The organism is Bacteroidota bacterium, from assembly GCA_016183775.1.
Classification (GTDB): Bacteria; Bacteroidota; Bacteroidia; order JABDFU01; family JABDFU01; genus JABDFU01.
Map to the genome: position 1 here is coordinate 1 of JACPDY010000086.1, position 21849 is coordinate 21849.

The following is a 21849-nucleotide window of genomic DNA, read 5'->3' on the forward strand; positions in this document are numbered from 1 at the left end:
GAGAAACCATGTGATACAACAGCAAACTTTTATTATGACGCTTATGAATATGTTCACTCATAATGCAAATGTAATGCTTTAGCTCACGCACACCCCGAGGCAGAGCCTCGAGGTATTATTTGAATAACCGCAACGTTCGCAAAGAACAAAAGCGCAGAGGGCCACAGAGTTGTTTTTCTCCGTGGCCCTCTGCCAAACCTCTGTGCTCTCTACGTTTAATTTTTAAAAACCCTTCCTGCGCAGTGCCTTTTTTTCAGAATGTATCTTTTTCCCTTTTAATCTTTTTTCTTTTGCCGACCTTTTGGGCTTTGTTGGAACCCGCTTTTTCTGAACCTCAAAACATTTCCGGATAAGCTCGTAAAATTTTTCAATGGCCAGCTCCTTATTCTGAAACTGTGATCGGCTTGACTGAATAACAAGCTGTAATATCCCTTCCTTATTTATCCTGCTCCTGAGCGAATTAAATATTGTGTGCTTTTGAATATCATTCAGCAGTACCGACTTATGCACATCGAAGTTCAACTCCACTTTCGTAGATACTTTGTTTACATTTTGTCCACCCTTACCTCCGCTCCTGCTCGTTTTAAATTCAAGCTCTGAATCGAGGTTAAAATGAGGAATGCCCATTGGTGATATTTTTTTTACAAATTTACAATACAATCTTTACATTTCTTTACATTTGAGCCATGATTAAAAAACTATGTTTCGCCATTTCTATTTTCTCCGCCTGCATTATTCAGGGGCAAAATAATTCTTCACCCCAGCAATATCGTGAAAAGATCAAGCGCTACCTTGATAAAGAAAACGCGCTTGATGGATATTATGCAATTGACAGTACCGGTATCAGCATGTATAGTTCCCCCGAAAACAAGGCAAAACACATTTTCGAGTACAAAGTATATTGGGGTGAAATAAACTGGTTGAAGTTTTTATTCGGGAACTTTCCGTTTGAAGAGATCATTGCGCTGTTGAATGAAAAAAAAGACAATGATATGTACGACAATGCCAGCTTACCCAAAAAAAATATGCCGGCCGATAGTTCATTGAAAGGATTACGTATAGCTATTGATCCGGGCCATATAGCCAATACCATTAAGCAGGCAAAAATGGAGAAAAAATTCATCGACATGAAGGCCGATCCCAAAACCGGTATAAAACAGGATGTTCAGCTTATTGAAGCGCAGCTGACGTTCGCGACCGCCATGCTTCTCAAAGAGCAGCTTGAAAAAGCAGGCGCTACTGTTATGCTCACACGCAATCAACCGGGCGAAAACGCTTTTGGTGTTTCATTTGAACAATGGATGCAATCTTCACTCAAAGCGGCCATTGATTCCGCAATAGTGAATAAAGATATTACCGAGGAAGAAAAACAACTATTCCTCACCAAAAGTGACACTACCGCTATTTTCCGAAAGCTATTCACCAATCTCGAAACCAAAGAACGTGCAAGAAAAATAAATTCATTTCTTCCTGACTTTACGATCATTATACATTACAACGTAGACGAAAAAAATACCGATTGGAAAAAACCTACCAATAAAAATTTCAACATGACATTTGTCGGAGGCAGCTTTATGAAGGATGAAATGGAGAAACCATTGTTCCGTGCCGAATTTTTGCGTTTCCTTCTTTGTGATGATTTGGAAAAGTCGGTCAACTTCTCTTCTTACTTTATTAAAAGCTTTGAAAAAAACCTGACTGTTCCTACAGCCAAGACCGCCGATGCGGATTATTTAAAACAATATTGTTTGCCGACCGAAAAGCCAGGGGTATTTTGCAGAAATCTGACCTTGACCCGTATGGTTCATGGCACAGTGGTTTACGGCGAAACACTTTACCAGGATAATGCAAAGGAACTATTGCTGCTATCTAAAAATGAAATCACTGTTAACGGAATTCCAACTTCCAAAAGAGTTCAGCAGGTTGCTAATGCCTATTATGAAGCGGTAAGGAATTATGTGAAGAATTCCAGATAACTCCGCTGTTTCAAATTTATCACCTTCCATAAATATTTTTCAAGAGCTGTATCTTTTCTCTACCCACTGCATTATGAAGTTTAAGAAACCCTTAAAACTTAAATGCCATGGCTTCAGGAAAAGAAACCCCGCGCCAAAAAATGATCGGGATGATGTATTTGGTGCTCACCGCCCTGCTCGCTTTGAATGTATCGAAAGAAATACTTAATGCGTTCGTAGTTGTAAATGAAAGCCTCGGAAAAACAACAGGTAACTTTACTGTACGCAACGATAAACTTTACGCAGATTTCGACCTTGCCAAAAGCATAGACCCCATAAGGGTTACACCCAACTGGAAAAAAGCAGAAGAAGTAAAAAAGCAATCAAAGGCACTGGATGAATACATAACAAAATTGAAAAAAGAGATTGTTATGAAAACTGAAGGCATTGAAGCTTCTGTGGCCGATACGCTCCAACTGGCATTTGTGAAAAATAAGGACGATAATACCATTACCACTCACCTCATGATCGGTGAATCGGAAGACGGATCAAGAGGATACTCACGCGAACTTAAAAACAAATTACTCACTTATAAATCACTGCTGACATCTTTTATTGACCCAAAGGATAAAAACAAAGTAGATATTGGCATGGTGATCGAAGACCCTAAACATTCTGAAACAAATGAGAATTGGGAACTTTACAATTTTTATGATACGCCGGTGGCCGCAGCCATTACTATCCTTTCCAAATTGCAAAATGATGTAAAGAATGCTGAATCCGTCACCGTTGATTACCTGTTGAAACAATTCGACAATGACATTGTAAAATTCGACACCATTGCTCCAAAAGTGATTCCGCAAAGCAACTACGTTTTACTTGGTGAAGATTACAAAGCTGATGTATTCATCGCCGCCTTCAGCAAAACACAAAAGCCAAATGTGCTTGCGCACGAAATAAATATAAATGATCCGGCTGAAGCAGATAAGCATGACACCCTTCCCGTTAGTCAGGGTATTGGAAAATATGTAAGCAAAACATTGCGTGAAGGAATTTTCAAATGGGGTGGCACCATCTCACTGAAATCATCCAGCGGCAAAAGCATTACTTACCCCTTTCAATCGGAATATGTAGTAGCCCGACCCGCCATCAATGTTTCGGCGGACAAAATGAATGTGTTTTACATGGGGGTTGAAAACCCTATTACCATAGCAGTTCCGGGAATTCCGAATGAACGTATTACTCCCAGCATTAGCACTGGCAATTTAAAAGCTTTGGGTAATGGCAAATACATAGTTACAGGTGTAAACGGAAAAAAAGCTGTTATTTCTGTTACTGCGACACTCGAAAACGGCGAAAAGCGGAATATGGGAAGTATTGATTATAGGGTAAAACCTTTACCTAAACCTTATCCACAATGTGGCAGCGTGGCAAATGGAGGAAGGATGAAACTGGGAGAATTACGTGTACAGGAAGTCTTAAGCGCCAAATATGATCCTAATTTTGATTTTGCCGCTAAATGCACGATTAAATCATTCAAAATAATTGGTTACAAGTCGGGGCAACTATTTGAATTCGCATCAAACACAAATAAATTTACCCCGGATATGAAAAATGTTTTTGATAGACTGAATAGGAATGATAAAATTTTCGTCACTGATATTAAAGCTTTGGGAGGTGATAATAATATACAGCCGTTAAATGAAATGATGATTCAGTTATATTAGCACACGAATTCGAATGAATACAGAAGACAAAGGTCATCAACAGGCGGCAAAATACCATCAAACTGCCGCCGATATTGAGCAGGAACTCAGACAGGTAAATGCTGCAAAACTTGATCCTGCGCAGTTTCAACCTTTGTACGATAAATATTATAAACCCATCTATATATTTATTTTCAGGAGGACCGGTAACGAGGACTTTACTTCCGATCTTGCTTCACAGGTATTCCTCCGGGCGCTCATCAACATAAAAAAATATGAGCACAGGGGCCTGCCTTTTTCTGCATGGCTATTCAGAATCGCGTTCAACGAAATAAATATGTTTTTCAGGAAGACCAATGCACAACGCGTGATAAGTATTGATACAACAAAAATAAATTCCATTGCTGTTGAAGCAGAACTCGAATCAACAGCCGAAACAGATAAACTGTTAATGGACTGCATAGCCGAATTACCGGACGATGCAGTGCAGATCATTGAATTGCGGTATTTTGAAAGCCGTTCATTCAATGAAGTGGCGCGATTATTGGGAATCAGCGAAAGTAATGCCAAAGTAAAAGTGTACAGGATTTTAGATAAACTTAAACAGATCATTCTGAAAAAGAAAAAGTAATTTTGCAAAGTGTAATGAAAAAAATAAAATTCAATATTGACCAACCTGAACCCGGCGACGAGCAGATCAATAAGCATAAAGACTTTAAAAAGCTTTTGTACAAACATGAGCTGGCCACAAAACCACTTTACAAAACCCCTTTGACCTATTACAAAAACCGTAAAACATTTCTTATCATACTCATACTTGCCCTTCTTGTTTACCTTATTGCAGAACTTCTGGACGAGAAAAAACATCCACAACCAATTGAGCAACAGAAGAAAGAGCAAACTAAATAAGGTTTCAGGTTTAAAAAAGTTTCAGGTTTCAGGTGGTTTAAATCATTTCAATAGTCGTACTTACCCTATTTCACCTGAAACTTGAAACCAGAAACCTCAAAAAAATTATTACATTAGTATTCTTAAACCATAAAGGTAAAAAATGACATATCTTGATTTTGAAAAGCCAATAGCTGAACTCATAGAACAACAGGAGAAAATGAAACAAGCGGCGGCTAAAAGTGGGGTTGATATTTCCAAAACTTTACAGGAACTCGATAAAAAAATTGTTGAGCAGCGTACTGAAGTATATAAGAATCTTACCCCCTGGCAAAGAGTACAGGCATCACGCCATCCTGAAAGGCCTTATACTTTAGCCTATATCGAAGCTATCACAGAAGGCAATTTCATTGAATTGCATGGCGACCGAACAGTAAAAGATGATAAGGCCATGGTGGGCGGTTTCGGTTCTGTTAACGGACAAACAGTTATGTTCATTGGTCAGCAAAAAGGAACCAATACCAAAACACGTCAATATCGCAATTTTGGAATGCCAAATCCTGAAGGTTATCGTAAAGCTTTGCGGCTGATGAAAATGGCCGAAAAATTCAATAAGCCTGTTGTTACTTTTATTGATACCCCCGGAGCATATCCCGGATTGGAGGCTGAAGAGCGGGGACAGGGAGAAGCTATTGCCCGAAACCTGTTTGAAATGTCAAAATTGCGGGTACCTATCATTTGTATCATTATCGGGGAAGGTGCTTCGGGCGGAGCCCTTGGCATTGGAGTTGGCGACCGGGTACTGATGCTTGAAAACACCTGGTATTCAGTTATATCACCTGAATCGTGTTCCTCAATACTTTGGCGCAGTTGGGACTTTAAAGAAAAGGCCGCGATAGGCCTTAAACTTACCGCCGATGATATGATGGGCCAGAAACTTATTGATGGGATCATCCGTGAGCCTATTGGCGGGGCACATACCTCCCCTGCAGAAATGTTCTCTATTGTTAAAACCGAAATTCTAAAACATATCGCCGACCTGAAACAAATGAAACCCGATGAACGGATCAAGCAGCGGATAGATAAATTCTGCTCTATGGGCGTGGTAGTTGAAGGCTAGAATAATAATACTCCGGAACCTGCGAAGGGTATGGTTTTATTTTTAAATTTGCACGTATAATTTATTTAAACCCCTTAAACAACATGTTAAAAAAGATCAGTGTGATTGCTCAATTGTCCGTGGCTGTAATATTTGCATCGTGCGGAGCTAAGGAAGAAACAGTTAAAGATTACCAGGAAACAACTGATACGCTAAGCAGTGAAGTGCGTACAGACATGAGTCTCATCCGTGCAAGTATTCCTTCACCCATCTTACTATCAAAACAAATATCAAAAGCGGGTTATTCATATAACAAAGGCGTTCTTAATCCAAGCAGCAAATCCGGCGGATATTCAACAAAGTTCCAGGCGGCTGCTAACCTTGGCGTGTATGGTGCTGATTTTGGGTACGTTGCGGGTTACGGACAATCGCAGGATGTGTTGGAGTATGTGGCGCAGGTTGCCAAACTGGCAAAAACTGTTGGTGTTGAAAGTGCTTTTAATGAAGAATTTGGAAAAGAAGTTACCAAGTTCATAGGTAAGGAAGATACCCTAATGGATGTGATTGATGAAGCATATGGTAAAGCGGAACGGAACCTTAAGTCGAATGACCGGGTTGCAGTTACAGCTCTTATCATTGCTGGCGGATGGATTGAAGGTTTGCATGTAGCTTGTGAAGTTATCGCAGGCAAACCACGCGATACAAAGACAAATAACGCATACAGGAGTGTTTATGACCAGGTGTTTGCCTATCAATATGTAATTGACCTGTTGACACAATATAAAAAGGATGCTGATTGCGCCAAAATGCTGGAAGAGTTGAAGCCCCTGGCTCCAATAATGCAAGGCGCTGCCGGTAATCCGAAGTTGGGCCCGAATGAGTTAGCTCAAATTAAAGCAGCCATAGCGCCTGTGAGAAGTAAAATCACCGGATAAATCGTATATTTTTGAAAATTAAAAGGCTCTGATAATACAGGGCCTTTTTTATTTAGCAAGCTTTTTGATGTATCCACATTAATTCAACCAAAGCATTTTTAGTACCTTAGACAAACAAATGAAACGGATAATCTCCATACTTTTTTTGCTATTCATTTTCTGCACGACCAAAGCGAGCCAGATATTAATTCCAATGGACAATACGCAGAAGAACCATCTTAAGGCTTATGGGATCGCATATTGGATATTAAAGCATGAAACAGAAGTACAATGGCTATTGAATTATCGCGGCGGTAGTTTTATGTTCAAATTCGATAAGCAGTTTGAAAGCGAATGTGTTATTCGCGGTGTTAGTTATGAAGTGATCGCCGATGTGCAATCAACCGGCATATTACAGGAAATAGCTAACCCGGAAGTGAATATGGATGCCGTAAAACTGGAGAAAGCACCCAAGGTGGCCGTTTACTCGCCAAAAACAAAACAACCCTGGGACGATGCAGTAACACTCGTTTTAACCTATGCCGAAATTCCTTACGACGTTGTTTATGATGAAGATATTGTGATGGGAAAACTTCCTCTTTACGATTGGCTGCATCTGCACCATGAAGATTTCACAGGTCAGTATGGCCGGTTCTGGTCGATGTACCGCTTTGCTCCCTGGTACCAGGACCAGGTCCGTTCACTTGAATCAAGCGCAAAAGCATTGGGCTTCAGTAAAGTTTCGATGATGAAACTGGCCGTGGCTCAAAAAATACGTGACTTTACTGCAGGCGGCGGATTTCTGTTTGCCATGTGTTCAGCACCCGACTCGTACGATATCGCTTTGGCAGCCGAAGGCGTTGACATCTGCGAAAGCATGTTTGATGGCGACCCGGCCGATCCGGCAATGAACAGCAAACTCGATTACACAAAATGTTTCGCGTTCACAAATTTTAAATTAAATACAAACCCCGGGGAGTATGCCAAATCGAATATTGACACGTATGGGATACGTGCCACAAGATATGGCGTAAATCAAAAGAATGATTTCTTTACCCTGTTCGATTATTCCGCCAAATGGGACCAGGTACCAACCATGCTTTGTCAGAACCACGAAACACTTATAAAAGGTTTTTGGGGACAAAGTGTAGCGTTTGATAAAAGCTTTGTAAAACCAAACATACTTATAATGGGTGAGAACAAAGCGGCAAATGAAGCGCGCTACATTCATGGTGAGTACGGCAAAGGCATGTTCACTTTTTACGGGGGCCATGATCCTGAAGATTACCAGCACCGTGTTGAGGACCCTCCAACCGACCTTAATCTTCATCCCAACTCAGCAGGCTATAGGCTTATCCTTAATAATATTTTATTTCCAGCGGCGAAGAAAAAAAAGCAAAAGACTTAGGTATGAATCAAGAAATGGTAATCGGTAAAATATGTAATCGGTTATCGGTCAGATTCAACTGATTACCTGATACGGATCATCCAATTAAACTAATAACAATGCGCATAGTCGGGAACTTAAATAAACATCCAAAAATTACCACCACCATTTTTCAGATGAATGATAAATACATCATTAAGTTTGAAGCAGGTAATATGGAACAGGTTTTTAAAATAGCTCAAACAGAAGTGGGTGGAATTGACACGATAGATAAAATGCTTACTGAAGATTTTATTACAAAAGTGATCGAAAGGTTTAATGAGATGTTTCTTTCGTTTAAAGGCACTAGATAATGAGGTATAAACTTTCAATAATTCTGCTGACAATTTTCATATGGTGTGCAAATCTATTTTCGCAACCATGGTCATCTATTGGCCCTCAAGGTGGGTGGACTGATCATATAGCATTTCATCCAAAACAAACATCCATAATGTATGCAAGTGGAGATACCCATGGCAGCCTTTATAAAAGTGTGGATAGTGGTAATACCTGGGAAAACTTAAGCAGTTATGGTTCGTACAATGCATGGTGTTTTGAAATTAATCCCACCCGGCCTGATACAATTTATGCAGGCAGTATGATGAATGAAGCAGATAGTGTTGGAATACGTTTAAGTATTGATGGGGGTATATCATGGCAAACAGTTTTGAAATGGCCTGCTATATCGCAAATTGCCGTTAGTCCTTCCAATCCCGATATAGTTTATGCTGCCGCAGGCTACTGGCCTGGCTATCAAACTGACCAGCATGGTGAAGGTATTTGGAAAAGCACTGATGGGGGTTTTACCTGGAATAAGATTATCACTAATTTGATTGATAACATGAGTATTCAAACTATCGCATTTAATCCTTCATCGCCAAATGCTATGTATGCCGGAGCTTACGGAGTTTTTGGAAATGGAAATGGTTTATATGCCAGTTTAAACGGTGGCACCAGCTGGTATTTGGCTGGCCTGGCAAATAAACATATTTGGAAAATTGCAGTTTGCAATAGCACTCCAAATATAATTTTTGCAGCCGCTCAGGATAGCGTTTATAAAAGCAGTGATTATGGAACTACCTGGAATGCAATGAATATTAATATTGGTGTTACTGAGGGACTATTTTTCGGATTAAATATTTCTAAAAGTGACAATAACATTATTTATGTTGGCTCTTTAGACAAAGATATTTTCAAAAGTACGGATGCTGGCTTAACATGGAGTGGCCTGATGAATTCGGGTTTAACCTCAACCCGCATTTGGGATGTTACAGTACATCCAACAAATTCAAATATTGTTTTTGCAGGGCAGCAAGGTCAAGGAATTTGGAAAAGCACAGATGGTGCAAGTACCTGGCAAGATGCAAACACCGGGTTTAAATGTCATTACATAACCGACCTACATCATACGAATGGCGGAGTGTTTGCAGCACTTTATAATGAACAAGGAAATAATTCCGCCAGTGTCAGAAAATGGAATGGAACGAGTTGGAATAGTATTGGGTTAAATGATTTATGGATAAATAAAATTGTTCCAGTTCCCGGCTCAACCGATACCTTATTTGCTTCTAAAGTTGATTATGGATTCTTTTCAGGAAAGCCAAATAACAAACTTCTAAAAAGTACTAATTCCGGATTAACATGGATACCAGTTGGCAAGGGACTTGATACAACTGTAGAAATTAGTACTATCAAAATTAATCATCAAAATAAAAATATTATTTATGCAGGAAACAAGCTGGGGATTTACAAAAGCGCAAACGGAGGAAACGACTTCACCCTACTAGGACTCAACAATGTTACGTCAATCAGTATCCACCCCGTTTCAACCAATATTATATATGCGGGTACCTGGACTGGCGTTTATAAAAGTATAGATGCCGGAGTAAATTGGGCTCCTTTAAATACATTTTCAAATGCGATATTGTCATTGGCAATACTTTCGTCTAATCCAAAAATAATTTTTGCAGGTTCATTTGCAAATGGCATCCTTAAAAGCATTGATGATGGTGTTACCTGGAATTATGTCAGTACAAATTTGAATGGTAAAACTATATTTGCTATTCTACCAGACTTTTTTAACCCCAATATTGTTTATGCCGGAGGCACGATGGGTGTTTATCGCAGTGTGAGTGATGTATAGAAGCAGATAGTTTAGGTAATATATATGCAGGAACGCTGGGTTATGGAGCCTATATTACAAATATTGTCTCATCAACTAAAATGGATAACAATTGGAAAAATGAAAATGATTTTAGGATCTTTCCAAATCCAGTTAATTCAATTCTTAATATAGAATCAACGAATAAACAGTTAAATAAAATTCTTATTTATGACTTATTGGGAAACAAAGCAGAGGAAATGTCATATTCAAATCAAATCAATATTTCTAATTTACCGAATGGTGTTTATTTTTTAAATATTTACGCCAACAATGATCTTATAGCTATTAAAAAAATAGTTGTTTGTACCAATTGAATATCTGTTCTGTGATTAAAACTGCGCCAACGTTTTTTTAATAATCCCCACACATTCCATCATCTGCTCTTCAGTAATAACAAGAGGAGGCGCAAAACGAATAATATCACCATGAGTTGGCTTGGCAAGCAGACCATTATCTTTTAAAGCGAGGCAAACATCCCAGGCTGTTTTAGCATTTTTGGGTTTAATAACAATGGCATTGAGCAAGCCTTTACCCCGCACCGCGGTTATCATATCTGATTTTATCTCACTTAATTCTTTCCTTAATAAAGTTCCTAAACGCTGTGCATTCTCGGCCAAACGCTCATCTTCCACAACCTGCATAGCAACGATAGAAATTCGCGCTGCTATAGGATTCCCACCGTAAGTTGAACCATGCTGGCCGGGTTTAATGCACAACATTATTTCATCGTCGGCCAATACAGCCGATACAGGATAAGTCCCGCCCGATAAAGCTTTACCAAGCACCAGCACATCCGGCCGCACATTTTCATGATCACAGGCCAAGCGTTTACCTGTGCGCGCAATACCTGTTTGAATTTCATCCGCAACAAATAACACGTTGGCCTTTTTGCACAGCTCAAAACATTTTGTCAAATAACCCTCGTCAGGCACTACTACTCCGGCTTCACCCTGTATAGGCTCCACTAAAAAGCCTGCTACTGTTGCATCTTTTAACGCTTCTTCCAGTGCAGCAACATTATTATAAGGTATCGTAACAAAACCGGGGGTATACGGACCATAATTATTACGCGAATCAGGATCGGTACTTGCCGAAATAATTGAAATGGTACGGCCATGAAAATTACCTTCGCACACAATTATCTTTACTTCATTTGCAGCAATGCCCTTCTTCTCATATCCCCATTTACGTACAAGCTTCAATGCCGTTTCAATGCCTTCGGCACCGGTATTCATGGGCAGCACCTTATTATACCCAAAATAACCGGTGATAAATTTTTCATACTCCCCCAACACATCATTATAAAACGCGCGCGAAGTAAGTGTTAGCTTTTTTGCCTGAGCGACCAGGGCATTAATTATGCGTGGGTGGCAATGCCCCTGGTTAACGGCAGAATACGATGACAGAAAATCAAAATACTTTTTCCCATCCACATCCCATACATAAACACCTTCGCCACGCTCAAGCACTACCGGTATCGGATGATAATTATGGGCGCCATATTTATCTTCTAATTCGATTGCCGTTTGTGATCTTGACCTTTGTCCCATAATTATTTCCATGATCTTATTGCAAATTTATGTAATTACTCATCAGCCTTAGTTTGCTATTTAGTGAACTTTGGCGCTTTTGTATTTTAGCAAAATAGCACTTTTGCCACTAAAGCACAAAAACACAAAATCCCACCAAAAGCCATCAGGAAATTTTTCATTGTTTCCTGAAGAATACCAATTTATTGTACAACAAACTTCTTAGCTATAAAATATTCCCCTGCATTAACCTGCACCACATATATACCGCGAGCAAGTGATGATCTGTCAAAACTTATTTTTGACGAGGCAACTCTTTCACGTTTAGCAACCAGCTTTCCCGTCATGTCATAAATTGTAACATCTTTATCAGCCTGCAGGTTGGTGAAAAATAAATTAAGGCTGTTGTCATACGCATCAGTATATACATAAAACTCAACCGGAGAAGAATAAGGAATACTTTCAAGTCCGGTCAGGTTGCCGTATTCATACGCGCCGATATCGATCGTGCCAACACTTGCACGACCCGATTTATTTGCAGGATGCTTGTATTCAAACAAGGGAGTTAAACTATAACCATTCGCAGCGATACCTGCCGCAGCACCTTTATTTATAGCCCGAGATGTTGAAAGCAAATGATAATCATATCCGGTCGCATTTACGAGTCCTGTGTTTGCAACAGAAGTCACGCGCCAGTTCTTCATTGTATCAATAATGGCAGCGGTACCGCTTAAAAGAGCGCCCGGCCCGGCAAATATATTATTGTACGCCTTGTATTTTGCTGTACCCGAAGCTACCTGCACAAAAGTTCCCGCTGACCGATCATTTACAATTGTATTATTGATCAAATAAACCTCATGTGCTGCAGGATTACTCAGTCCCTCCAGGCCATAGCCGATTAAGTTGCTGTTACTTGTATTGGCTCCCTGCTCTATCAGGTTGCCCATAATAATTGTTGTACCTCCGTTAGGAAGGTCTATTTCGCGGCTTGCATCTCCGGTACTTTCATTCATTATCCGGTTGTACAAAATATGATTCACGTACGCACGACTTTTTAATTCATGTCCGATGGAAGCATGATGCGAATAATTATGCATAAATATTAAGGAGTCAATATTGCTGATGTATAAGTTATGTGAATAACCATCGCCATAACCATTGTGACTGAATTCGGTATAGCTGATCACTACATTACTATTTGATGTACTGCCTCCACCTAATATGCCATTATCATTATCATGGAAATAACAATTCTTTACAGTGAGATCCGTTCCCTGCATACGTATGCCTGCCCAGTTCAGGTCAAGGCCGGCAACATCATGGCAGTGCGAAAACTCTATATTTTCAATCTTTATATTCGTCCCTGTAATTAACCAAATGCCTTTTCGTCCATACGCAGTATTATTTGCATAGAGGTGAGCCATACCGCCCACTCCTTTCAAAACAAGATTATTCTTTATCCAGTTTGCTACATCACCTACATACGTTCCTGCATCGATCTCAACTGTATCCCCGTTTTGAACAAGTGAAGAAACAGCACTCGGTTTTGTATATGTTTTACCGGCACCAACCTGCCATGTTTTGGCTGATGCAGCGAAAAACAATACCGAAAATAATAAGGTAGCGGGTACCTTCATTTTAGCTGATTTTAACAGTTCCTTAATGGTTAAATTTAATGAATTTCTCCCATTAAAAGGTCAGAAGGTGAAATATCCTAACTTTGGCCTCTATGCAGATAAAACGAAAAAATTTACCTGTTCTTGAATCCGTTTCCATTATTGATGCCGGGGCCGAAGGGCAAGCCGTTGCAAAAGTGAATGAAATGGTTGTATTTGTTGATGGCGCCGTACCAGGCGACGTTGTTGATGTTCAACTGACACGGAAAAAGAAAAATTACGCGGAGGGAAAGGTAGTTATGTTTCATTCCTATTCCGACAAACGAAGCGATGCTTTTTGCGAACACTTTGGCGTGTGCGGAGGCTGCAAATGGCAAAACATGAAGTACGAATGGCAATTGCATTACAAACAAAAACAGGTGGCGGACAATCTTCAGCGCATCGGTAAAATGGATCTGCCTGGCATAAGCCCTATTATAGGATCACCTGGCCAAAAATATTACCGGAACAAACTCGAGTTCACATTTTCAAACAAAATGTGGCTTACGGATGAAGAAGTTAAATCGGGTAAAGCGTTTGATAATCGTAATGCGCTTGGATTTCATATCCCTAAAATGTTTGACAAGATATTGGACATCAACAACTGTTATTTGCAGGCAGAACCATCCAACAGTATTCGTTTAGCATTAAAAGCGTTCGCCCTAAAAAACGATTTTACATTTTATGATATACGAGAACATAAAGGATTGCTCCGCAACCTCATCATTCGCACCACTTCCACCGGGGAATTAATGGTCATTGTTTGCTTTGGTGAACAGGATGATGCAGGTATTGAAAAAGTTCTTTCCTTTTTAAATGAACAGTTCCCGAATACAACAGCGCTGATGTACACTGTAAATCTTAAAATGAACGATACTATAAATGATCAGCTGATAAAGGCTTATCACAAAAAAGATCACATCATTGAAGAAATGGAAGGACTTAAATTCAGGATCAGTCCGAAATCATTTTACCAGACAAACTCAGAACAGGCTTATACATTGTATAAGATTACCCGCGACTATGCAGAACTCACAGGTAACGAAGTCGTTTATGACCTTTACACAGGCACAGGAACCATTGCCAATTTTATAGCTAAGCACGCAAAGAAGGTTGTTGGTATTGAATATATACTAGACGCTATTGAAGACGCGAAAATAAATTCTCGGCTGAATAACATAAGTAATACCTCATTTTACGCAGGCGACATAAAAGATGTATTAAATAAAGAGTTTGTAAAAGAACATGGCCAGCCGGATGTGATCATAACCGATCCGCCGCGCAATGGCATGCACGAAGATGTAGTGAAAAAAATTTTAGAAATAAACCCGGATAGAATCGTTTATGTAAGCTGCAACCCTGCTACCCAGGCCCGCGACCTGATCCTGCTTTGTGAAAAATACAAGGTTACTAAAATACAACCTGTCGATATGTTTCCGCAGACGCATCATGTGGAGAATGTTGTTTTATTAGAAAGGGTTTGAAAAGGTTTCAGGTTTCAGGTTAAAAAAAATTGAGTCGCCAACTTGAAACCTGAAACTTTTTCTAACCTGAAACTTAATTCCCCCTCGCCTGCCTTAGTTCAGCCGCTTTATCATTATAGGTTTTCGCATTGGCGGCATCGCCCATAAAGCCGTAGGTCATGCCAATGAAGGTATACAGGTCAGGATCATTGCTTTTTATCTTCATAGCTTTAAAAAAATACTCCATCGCCTTGTTATAGTCTTTCAAAATACCATAAGCGCTGCCCATATTTTTGTACGCGTCATAATATTTAGGGTCATATTCAATGGCTTTATTATATGATTCAATCGCCTCCTTCTGCATACCGCGTGTAAAATAAACCGAACCAATATTGCTGTATGCCTCCGCATAATCGGGGTGCATGGTAATGGCAATGTTCAGGTACTTCATGGCCGTATCAAATTGATTAAGTCTGAAATAATTATTACCAATGTTATTATACAAAAAGTGGTATTCCCTGTTATACGACATTGCTTTCTTGTAAAGTTCAATTGACTTCACATAATCCTTTTTGTATGAGGCAAGCTGGCCCAGGGCAAAATAAGGTTCAAAATAACCTTCATGTATCTGCAACGCCTTGTTCAGACCTGTCATAGCTTCATTATACGCTTTCTCCTGTTCCGCAGCCGTTCTGATGGAATCTTTTACAAGATTTTGAGTCAGGTCATTGGCATAACTGTATTGCGCGCGGGCACTGTTGGGAATGTATTCAAGATCGGTTTTAAATAAAGACATGTTATTTTTCCACACTGCCGCCCGGGTATAACTTTTATACGAATAGGCCAAAAGTAGCACACCTATTACACCAAACAACTTCGCATTATTTTTGATCAAAGACGAAACGTTGCTGAAATTCGACTTGATAATATCGGTTTTCAAAAACCGGGCGAGCAGTATTACCAATATGATCACAAAACCAAGCGAAGGCAGATAGAGCATACGTTCGGCAGCGGTAGAACGAGTTAAGAAAAAAATGTTAGACACAAGTATGACCGGCAGAATATATACAACAAGACTAAAAACTATAGTATCCTTCTTTAAAAAATTCTTCAGCATGTAATAGCCGATGCCGGCATAGATAAGTATGGATAATAGTGCCCATATATTATCCAAACCTACGATCTTGAAAGTGGCATAAGAATAATCATACACAAGAGGATGAGGGAATATAAGCAACTTAATATAAGTACCGATAATGACCATTGCCGTGGCAAAACGATGCGGGTAATCACATTTAACCACGGTATTATCAATAATCGAAACAACATCACCCAATAATTGATTATCCAGAACTGAAGCCCTGATGATCATATATACAGACGCAACTGCCACGAACCAGGCCATTGTTATCGCATTCTTTTTAATAGTCAGGTCGGTGTAATAAAACAGCGCCAGTGGAAAGACAAATAAAAATATAATAGCCGATTCTTTGGATGTTAAAGCGAGAAAAAAGGAAATGAGCGAAACAACCAGACTTAAAACAGTTCCTTTACGCGCATAATCCAACAGAGTATATATTGAACTAAGAAAAAACAAGAAAGTCATGATCTCATCGCGGCTTTTAATGTTGGCTACCACTTCGGTGTGCAATGGATGTGCAATGAACAATAAACTCGCGGCAAAAGGAAGCAACACACTTTGACCGATAAATAATTTTCGCAAAGTAAAAAACAACAAGAAACCTGTTAGCGCATAAAGTATTACGTTAATAACGTGGCCGGCCATAGGATTATCGGGCCAGAACTCCCACTCAACAGCAAACATTACTACCGATAAGGGACGATAGAACATATCATTCTTACCATCATTACCATACCAATATGAATTTTTTACTATTTCCGGTATACCCGCTAAGCCCTTTTTGGTGAGTTTGTTCTCCTTAATGGTTGGATAATCATCCAGCACATAGAGGTGATGAAAGGTATTTGAATACAGCATAAAGCCAAGCACAGCCACAATAAGTGCCATGATAAACAATTGTTTCTTATCGGGCTCCCGCATAGAGACTTTAACTGCAGACTTGCTTCCCTGTGCCTTATTTACGTCTTGTTTAGCCATTTGTTTGACTCCACTAAAATACTAAAACTTGTAGCTACTTGGTAAAAGTTATTAAATCAAAAATAGAGTTTATATCGAATAAAGATTTTTTCGTGGACTTTTGTGTTTTGGAGCTTTAGTGGCAAATGGATTTTCGCCACCAAAGCACGAAAGCTCTAAATTTTCACCAAATATTTTTCTTGAAATTTCATATAATCTTATTTCGTATAATTTCTAATTTCAAGGCTAAAGCCTGCATATCTGGTTATTTATTGTACATTAAACAGGATAAATTGTAGCATTTTGAAAAAGTCCGAGGCTGGAAGACTTCCGGCTTCGGACTTCGGACTTCTGACCCTTAAACACATCTATACGGAAATTTATCCCGCTCACAGTAAAGTCCCGGCCTCAAGGTTGGGATTAAATTCATAATGAGACTTAAGCCCTGACACTTGAATTTTAAATAGCTGTTCTGACAAATTTATCAATCTTATTTTTTACTTTTGGTACAATGACTGAGACAAAAACACTTATACTGAACGCTGACCAGATCCGGCAAAAAACAGACCGCATCGCTTACCAGATTTATGAAAATAATTTCGAAGAGAAAGAAATTATTATGGCGGGCATTGCTCCAAAAGGTTATATTCTTGCCCAACGACTTGCCAAAAAGCTGGAAGAGATCGCTAAAATTAAAATAACATTGGTGGAAATAACAGTGAACAAAGACAATCCTCTGCAGGATGAAGTGAAGTTGAGCATAAAACCCAAAGAATTCTCAGGCAAAGTGGTGATCCTTGTTGATGATGTACTTAACTCCGGTAAAACATTGGTGTATGGCCTTGCCCCATTCTTAAATGTGCCTGTAAAACGTATCACCACAGCGGTATTGGTTGACCGCAACCACAACCGCTACCCCATAAAAGCGGATTTTGTTGGCTTATCACTAGCGACAACATTACAGGAACATATTTCTGTTGAGCTTGCTAAAAGCGGGAAAGAAGCTGTTTATTTAATGTGAGCATCAGTGGTCGAAAGGCATTCCTGCCTTATGAAATCAGCTAATGCGCCTATCTGTATATTTTTTGCCTTTACTTTATAATTGGCTTTATTGTAATAAGGTTCGCGTTTCAGTAACAATTCCGAAATAAATTTCTTTAACTCTTTATCATTAAAATTTCCGATCAACGGGCGCTGAGTTTGTTCTGTTTCAAGCCGCTCAAATAAACTGTCAACACTCATTTTTAAATAAACAGAAACGCTGCTTTTATTGATCATTTCCATATTGTCAAAAAAACAAGGTGTACCTCCTCCCGTGGCTATTACACAATTATCTTTACCTAAAGCTACCTGTAGCGCCTCATGTTCCAGCTTTCTAAACTCCTCTTCTCCATGTGTTTTAAATATACCTGAAATGGAATTATTCGCGGTTGTTTCAATAACCTTATCAAGATCCAGGAACTCATACCCCATCCTGTCAGCCAAAACATTTCCAACAGTGGTCTTGCCACAGCCCATAAAACCTATTAATATGATCCTCATCTGAAAAAAAAATTAAATTTTAAGAACCTAAAATACAATATTGATCGCCTGCCCTTTTAGCAAGTCCGGCTTCAAAGCTATCTGGGCACCTCCGTTTATTGATACTCCCAGTGTTGTTGGCCCTGATGACCCCTGGCTGACCGCATAAATAACCAGGCTATTGCTTCCGCTATTTATTCCGAAGTTAAATGTCTCACCGGCTTTTTTAATAGTGTAATTGGTTAATACCCAATTCCCATTCAGGTTCAATGTAACAATATCACCATCCTCCGCGGCATCGTCATAAAGCGTTATCGATACAATAGATGAAGTAACATTTACTGTTTTAACAACCGAATATGAAACAGGGTCCGGCACCTGGCATGTATTATACAGCGCCAAACTGATCTCATTACTTTTATTTGAATAATCATTCTCTGTATGGATCTTCAATGTCGCCAGGAAGAAATTACTCGCGTCCGCGACGCTTGAGAAAGTAAATGTATAATATACATCAATTGTACTCGTACCAATTACCAGTGTCGGACTGGATTTATCTATACTTGACGAAGCAGAGACGCCTGAAATACCATTTATTTTTTTATCGTAAAATTTTGAATCAATTATAACATGACTTATACAATCTCTTTTCCCGCTATACTTAAATGACAGCTTATATGAATACGTAACTGCCGATGTACCGCAGCTAGACGGACTTGTAAGAACGGCGGACGGTTTTGAAATGGAAAAATCCTTACACTCAGATTCGCTGATCGTAAGCTTCATTTCCTTTTTCTGGCAGGAATTAAAACTCATGAATAAGACCAATAAAGCCGCTATACCGTATTTTCTGCTCATTTGCCTGATGGTTTATAATCTATTTCAACTGTTCCGCTGGTGCTCAAGCTTGATTTTAAACTGATCATATGCTGTTTCTTTCCTCCTTCGTCTATCAATATTGATGCGGTATTTGGAGGGATTGACCCGAGGTTCATTGCGTGCAGTACAAGTATATTTGTCCCTTCCTGCAACTCGGCGGTAAAAATATACGGCGTTTTCCGGATCTGGTAATTTTCCAATATCCATTTACCGTTCATATTCAGCGAAACAATATCTCCATCCACAGTTCCGCTGTCATAAACCCTTATAGTCACTTTAGGAACACGAACACTTACTTTTTTCATCAGCTTGACCTCCCGCCCGGCAATTTCCTTTGGTATTTTACCTGCGGCTATTTCAACATTTTTATTCTCATCTTTTGCTATCACGATCGGGTCTTTCACTACCGGATCAACAATTACCGGATTAACCACTGCTACCGTTGTATCCGCCGGCTTAACAGGGGTCGATACTTTTACTTTTGGCTTTTTTACCCGCTTCTCTACAAATATGAACCTGAATCCATATTTGATACTCAATCCTACAAAAGTCCCTTTTGAAGCGAACTGCTCCGATTCGATCACTGATCCATCGCGCATCACGGAATAATCTCCATTTAAAACATTGTCGAGACCAAGATTAAATTTCAATCCGATACTAAGTGTATTTCTTCCTCTCAGGAGGTGTTCATAAGAAATGTCGGTGTTTACACATGTATTCTGAGCTAAATAATTGGTATTGGCACTTACCGTTTCATTATTCTTCATAAATAATTTTGATTCCGAAAGCACGCCTGATTTCATCATATTCATGCCATATCCTCCGGTCCAGCATAGTCTTGATGTTTCGGAAAGCAGGAACACAAAGTGAATATTGGCAAACAACCCATAATAGCTTACCTTATTCCTTAGTTCCGTATCAAAACCTTTATTCCTGGAACTAAACTGCTGATCGTTATAAGAAAGTAACAGCTGGTTTTGAGTGAAGCCCAATTCAATACCAACGATCTCCGCAACCCTGTATTTTACAGATATCCCACCCTGCATTTGATAGGAACGCCAGAACTTTGTATTTAAAACACGCGGGCTGGCTTTAAACTCACTCAGCGGCGTGCCAAAATCAAATTGGGGAACAATGTAAAAGCTATTCTGGGCAGTTAACGGCACTGTCAGTAGCAGCATTGAGATTAAAACAAAACAATATTTAGATGAGTTTCTCAATTCGGAAACAATAATACATCCTGAATATTATGCGGTGCACAATAATTGACGGATTTAAGTTTATCCTTTTCAAAATACAGATCAACTATAGCATCATCAAAAGACACACGCTTTTCACCCCATTCATGTTCTTCAGCATCAATTTCTGTAAAATTCTTTGCTTTGAAAAGTTTTATTATCTTTTTTTCGGTCATCTTAAAAAGCGGCTGCCCCCAAAGTAAGGCATCACCTTCATCAATCTCAACACAGCTAAATGTATTCTGAAGCCGGTCGTCGAAAAACAATGAAAAACCATATTTCCAGTAATGCCATACAATGCTTTTATAGTCTTTTATGTCATCAATATACTCTATGGCTTCCGGTTTTCCAAAATATTTTTCAGCCTCATTCCTCGTTACACCAAAGCGCAACTGGCTAAGACCCTGCCTGGGCTTTATTTCAAGGATACCCGTAAAAACCATAGGACTACAAGTATAGCACTTTTATGTCTAATATTTTATCCCCAATATTTGACACTTTATCTAACCTAAAGGTGGCTGGACGATATTGAAAACAATCTGGATAATAAGTTTTGCAGAAACCAATAATGCTTCTATATTTGCAGCCTCGTAAAAACGATTCCGTAGCTCAGCTGGTAGAGCATTACACTTTTAATGTAAGGGTCCTGGGTTCGAGTCCCAGCGGGATCACAAAATCGAGCCGTTTCGATTTTAAGAGATAGCAAACCCGCCTAAAAACTATGTTTTAGGCGGGTTTTGTTTTTTATCCCACCAAACAAAACCAAAATATCTCAAAGGAAAGGTTACCTATTCGGTTACCTACGTTTGTTTTCTACTTTGGTAACCGAATTTTTTAAAACTGACTGATTGACAATGGTTTAAGAGGACACAACTCGAACTATAAACCATTAAAGTCAAACAAATTCGGTAACCTATTCGGTTACCTAAAAGGTAACACACATGAAACTAAATCAAAACTTATCAATCCTATTTTGGCTGTTCAAAGCCAAGCAGTCTGCCGATGGCAAAATGCCAATATACGTTCGCCTTACAATCGAAAGTCGCAGGGCACAATTTTCATTAGGAAGAAAAATCGAACTTGAAAAATGGAACACCAAGGCCGGCTTAATGGAAGGCAAAAGTGAAGAAGCCCGGATGATCAACAGTTACATTTCAACCGTTCGTGGAAGTATTGAACGTCATTATAACATGCTGTTAAGTACTAATAAACAAGTTACTGCGGAAATGGTAGCCAATTCTTACCTGGGTATCAAAGAGGATAACAAGACGATCCTCCAGGCATTCGATTACCACAACCAAAAATTTCTAGAAA

The 21849-nt window shown here is 39.3% G+C and carries 21 protein-coding genes and 1 tRNA gene; 14 read left to right on the plus strand and 8 right to left on the minus strand.

What is annotated here, in order from left to right; genetic code table 11:
- Positions 1 to 222: 222 nt before the first annotated feature.
- A complete protein-coding gene (gene arfB / locus HYU69_10590; GenBank protein MBI2270785.1) occupies positions 223 to 627 on the minus strand; it encodes an aminoacyl-tRNA hydrolase in 405 nt (134 codons plus the stop codon).
- A gap of 59 nt (positions 628 to 686) precedes the next feature.
- Between arfB and HYU69_10595 the strand changes: the two genes are divergently transcribed.
- From HYU69_10595 to HYU69_10640, 10 genes are all read left to right on the plus strand, one after another.
- Positions 687 to 1976, plus strand: coding sequence for an N-acetylmuramoyl-L-alanine amidase (locus tag HYU69_10595; protein ID MBI2270786.1), 1290 nt, complete (start codon positions 687 to 689; stop codon positions 1974 to 1976).
- 107 nt (positions 1977 to 2083) lie between these two features.
- Positions 2084 to 3682 (plus strand): gliding motility protein GldM, encoded by a 1599-nt coding sequence (gldM, locus tag HYU69_10600; protein MBI2270787.1) that lies wholly within the window; start codon positions 2084 to 2086, stop codon positions 3680 to 3682.
- A gap of 13 nt (positions 3683 to 3695) precedes the next feature.
- Positions 3696 to 4292: a sigma-70 family RNA polymerase sigma factor gene (locus tag HYU69_10605; protein ID MBI2270788.1), complete on the plus strand. Its 597-nt coding sequence runs from the start codon at positions 3696 to 3698 to the stop codon at positions 4290 to 4292.
- 14 nt (positions 4293 to 4306) lie between these two features.
- Positions 4307 to 4570, plus strand: a complete 264-nt coding sequence (locus HYU69_10610) for a hypothetical protein (GenBank protein ID MBI2270789.1) — start codon at positions 4307 to 4309, stop codon at positions 4568 to 4570.
- 142 nt (positions 4571 to 4712) lie between these two features.
- Entirely contained in the window at positions 4713 to 5669 is a 957-nt protein-coding gene (locus HYU69_10615) for an acetyl-CoA carboxylase carboxyltransferase subunit alpha (GenBank protein MBI2270790.1), read from the plus strand.
- 83 nt (positions 5670 to 5752) lie between these two features.
- Positions 5753 to 6583 (plus strand): hypothetical protein, encoded by an 831-nt coding sequence (locus HYU69_10620; GenBank protein ID MBI2270791.1) that lies wholly within the window; start codon positions 5753 to 5755, stop codon positions 6581 to 6583.
- A gap of 118 nt (positions 6584 to 6701) precedes the next feature.
- Positions 6702 to 7970 (plus strand): asparagine synthetase B, encoded by a 1269-nt coding sequence (locus HYU69_10625; protein ID MBI2270792.1) that lies wholly within the window; start codon positions 6702 to 6704, stop codon positions 7968 to 7970.
- A gap of 98 nt (positions 7971 to 8068) precedes the next feature.
- Positions 8069 to 8302, plus strand: a complete 234-nt coding sequence (locus HYU69_10630; GenBank protein ID MBI2270793.1) for a hypothetical protein — start codon at positions 8069 to 8071, stop codon at positions 8300 to 8302.
- A gap of 137 nt (positions 8303 to 8439) precedes the next feature.
- Positions 8440 to 10131: a hypothetical protein gene (locus HYU69_10635; GenBank protein MBI2270794.1), complete on the plus strand. Its 1692-nt coding sequence runs from the start codon at positions 8440 to 8442 to the stop codon at positions 10129 to 10131.
- Between the two features lie 80 nt (positions 10132 to 10211).
- Positions 10212 to 10466 (plus strand): T9SS type A sorting domain-containing protein, encoded by a 255-nt coding sequence (locus tag HYU69_10640; protein MBI2270795.1) that lies wholly within the window; start codon positions 10212 to 10214, stop codon positions 10464 to 10466.
- Positions 10467 to 10481: 15 nt separating this feature from the next.
- Here the strand turns inward: HYU69_10640 and rocD are convergent, their stop codons facing one another.
- A complete protein-coding gene (gene rocD / locus HYU69_10645) occupies positions 10482 to 11702 on the minus strand; it encodes an ornithine--oxo-acid transaminase (protein MBI2270796.1) in 1221 nt (406 codons plus the stop codon).
- Between the two features lie 182 nt (positions 11703 to 11884).
- On the minus strand, positions 11885 to 13318 hold the full coding sequence (locus tag HYU69_10650) for a T9SS type A sorting domain-containing protein (protein ID MBI2270797.1): 1434 nt from the start codon (positions 13316 to 13318) through the stop codon (positions 11885 to 11887).
- 92 nt (positions 13319 to 13410) lie between these two features.
- Between HYU69_10650 and rlmD the strand changes: the two genes are divergently transcribed.
- On the plus strand, positions 13411 to 14820 hold the full coding sequence (rlmD, locus tag HYU69_10655) for a 23S rRNA (uracil(1939)-C(5))-methyltransferase RlmD (GenBank protein ID MBI2270798.1): 1410 nt from the start codon (positions 13411 to 13413) through the stop codon (positions 14818 to 14820).
- A gap of 73 nt (positions 14821 to 14893) precedes the next feature.
- Here rlmD and HYU69_10660 read toward each other — a convergent pair whose 3' ends face one another.
- Positions 14894 to 16918: a tetratricopeptide repeat protein gene (locus HYU69_10660; protein MBI2270799.1), complete on the minus strand. Its 2025-nt coding sequence runs from the start codon at positions 16916 to 16918 to the stop codon at positions 14894 to 14896.
- Positions 16919 to 17408: 490 nt separating this feature from the next.
- Here HYU69_10660 and HYU69_10665 point away from each other — a divergent pair, with 490 nt between their 5' ends.
- Positions 17409 to 17918 (plus strand): phosphoribosyltransferase, encoded by a 510-nt coding sequence (locus HYU69_10665; GenBank protein ID MBI2270800.1) that lies wholly within the window; start codon positions 17409 to 17411, stop codon positions 17916 to 17918.
- On the opposite strand, the gene HYU69_10670 is transcribed toward HYU69_10665, so the two are convergent.
- Genes HYU69_10670 through HYU69_10685 form a run of 4 tightly spaced genes read right to left on the minus strand, consistent with a single transcriptional unit; the run spans position 17906 to position 20978 of the window.
- On the minus strand, positions 17906 to 18439 hold the full coding sequence (locus tag HYU69_10670; protein MBI2270801.1) for a shikimate kinase: 534 nt from the start codon (positions 18437 to 18439) through the stop codon (positions 17906 to 17908). The genes HYU69_10665 and HYU69_10670 overlap by 13 nt on opposite strands.
- A 27-nt stretch (positions 18440 to 18466) precedes the next feature.
- Positions 18467 to 19276, minus strand: a complete 810-nt coding sequence (locus tag HYU69_10675; GenBank protein MBI2270802.1) for a hypothetical protein — start codon at positions 19274 to 19276, stop codon at positions 18467 to 18469.
- Positions 19273 to 20478, minus strand: a complete 1206-nt coding sequence (locus tag HYU69_10680; protein ID MBI2270803.1) for a hypothetical protein — start codon at positions 20476 to 20478, stop codon at positions 19273 to 19275. Before HYU69_10680 ends, HYU69_10675 begins: the two co-directional genes overlap by 4 nt.
- Positions 20479 to 20513: 35 nt before the next feature.
- Positions 20514 to 20978: a hypothetical protein gene (locus HYU69_10685; protein ID MBI2270804.1), complete on the minus strand. Its 465-nt coding sequence runs from the start codon at positions 20976 to 20978 to the stop codon at positions 20514 to 20516.
- 155 nt (positions 20979 to 21133) lie between these two features.
- Here HYU69_10685 and HYU69_10690 point away from each other — a divergent pair.
- Both HYU69_10690 and HYU69_10695 read left to right on the plus strand, forming a co-directional pair.
- Positions 21134 to 21206: transfer RNA gene (locus tag HYU69_10690), tRNA-Lys, on the plus strand.
- Positions 21207 to 21476: 270 nt separating this feature from the next.
- The coding region (locus HYU69_10695) for a site-specific integrase (protein MBI2270805.1) at positions 21477 to 21849 on the plus strand (373 nt) is incomplete at its 3' end.

Bases quoted from the DNA above. Each gene is read 5' to 3' on its own strand.
- arfB (MBI2270785.1), bottom strand. From the start codon at position 627: ATGGGCATTCCTCATTTTAACCTCGATTCAGAGCTTGAATTTAAAACG.
- HYU69_10595 (MBI2270786.1), top strand. From the start codon at position 687: ATGATTAAAAAACTATGTTTCGCCATTTCTATTTTCTCCGCCTGCATT.
- gldM (MBI2270787.1), top strand. From the start codon at position 2,084: ATGGCTTCAGGAAAAGAAACCCCGCGCCAAAAAATGATCGGGATGATG.
- HYU69_10605 (MBI2270788.1), top strand. From the start codon at position 3,696: ATGAATACAGAAGACAAAGGTCATCAACAGGCGGCAAAATACCATCAA.
- HYU69_10610 (MBI2270789.1), top strand. From the start codon at position 4,307: ATGAAAAAAATAAAATTCAATATTGACCAACCTGAACCCGGCGACGAG.
- HYU69_10615 (MBI2270790.1), top strand. From the start codon at position 4,713: ATGACATATCTTGATTTTGAAAAGCCAATAGCTGAACTCATAGAACAA.
- HYU69_10620 (MBI2270791.1), top strand. From the start codon at position 5,753: ATGTTAAAAAAGATCAGTGTGATTGCTCAATTGTCCGTGGCTGTAATA.
- HYU69_10625 (MBI2270792.1), top strand. From the start codon at position 6,702: ATGAAACGGATAATCTCCATACTTTTTTTGCTATTCATTTTCTGCACG.
- HYU69_10630 (MBI2270793.1), top strand. From the start codon at position 8,069: ATGCGCATAGTCGGGAACTTAAATAAACATCCAAAAATTACCACCACC.
- HYU69_10635 (MBI2270794.1), top strand. From the start codon at position 8,440: ATGTATGCAAGTGGAGATACCCATGGCAGCCTTTATAAAAGTGTGGAT.
- HYU69_10640 (MBI2270795.1), top strand. From the start codon at position 10,212: ATGGATAACAATTGGAAAAATGAAAATGATTTTAGGATCTTTCCAAAT.
- rocD (MBI2270796.1), bottom strand. From the start codon at position 11,702: ATGGGACAAAGGTCAAGATCACAAACGGCAATCGAATTAGAAGATAAA.
- HYU69_10650 (MBI2270797.1), bottom strand. From the start codon at position 13,318: ATGAAGGTACCCGCTACCTTATTATTTTCGGTATTGTTTTTCGCTGCA.
- rlmD (MBI2270798.1), top strand. From the start codon at position 13,411: ATGCAGATAAAACGAAAAAATTTACCTGTTCTTGAATCCGTTTCCATT.
- HYU69_10660 (MBI2270799.1), bottom strand. From the start codon at position 16,918: ATGGCTAAACAAGACGTAAATAAGGCACAGGGAAGCAAGTCTGCAGTT.
- HYU69_10665 (MBI2270800.1), top strand. From the start codon at position 17,409: ATGACTGAGACAAAAACACTTATACTGAACGCTGACCAGATCCGGCAA.
- HYU69_10670 (MBI2270801.1), bottom strand. From the start codon at position 18,439: ATGAGGATCATATTAATAGGTTTTATGGGCTGTGGCAAGACCACTGTT.
- HYU69_10675 (MBI2270802.1), bottom strand. From the start codon at position 19,276: ATGAGCAGAAAATACGGTATAGCGGCTTTATTGGTCTTATTCATGAGT.
- HYU69_10680 (MBI2270803.1), bottom strand. From the start codon at position 20,478: ATGCTGCTACTGACAGTGCCGTTAACTGCCCAGAATAGCTTTTACATT.
- HYU69_10685 (MBI2270804.1), bottom strand. From the start codon at position 20,978: ATGGTTTTTACGGGTATCCTTGAAATAAAGCCCAGGCAGGGTCTTAGC.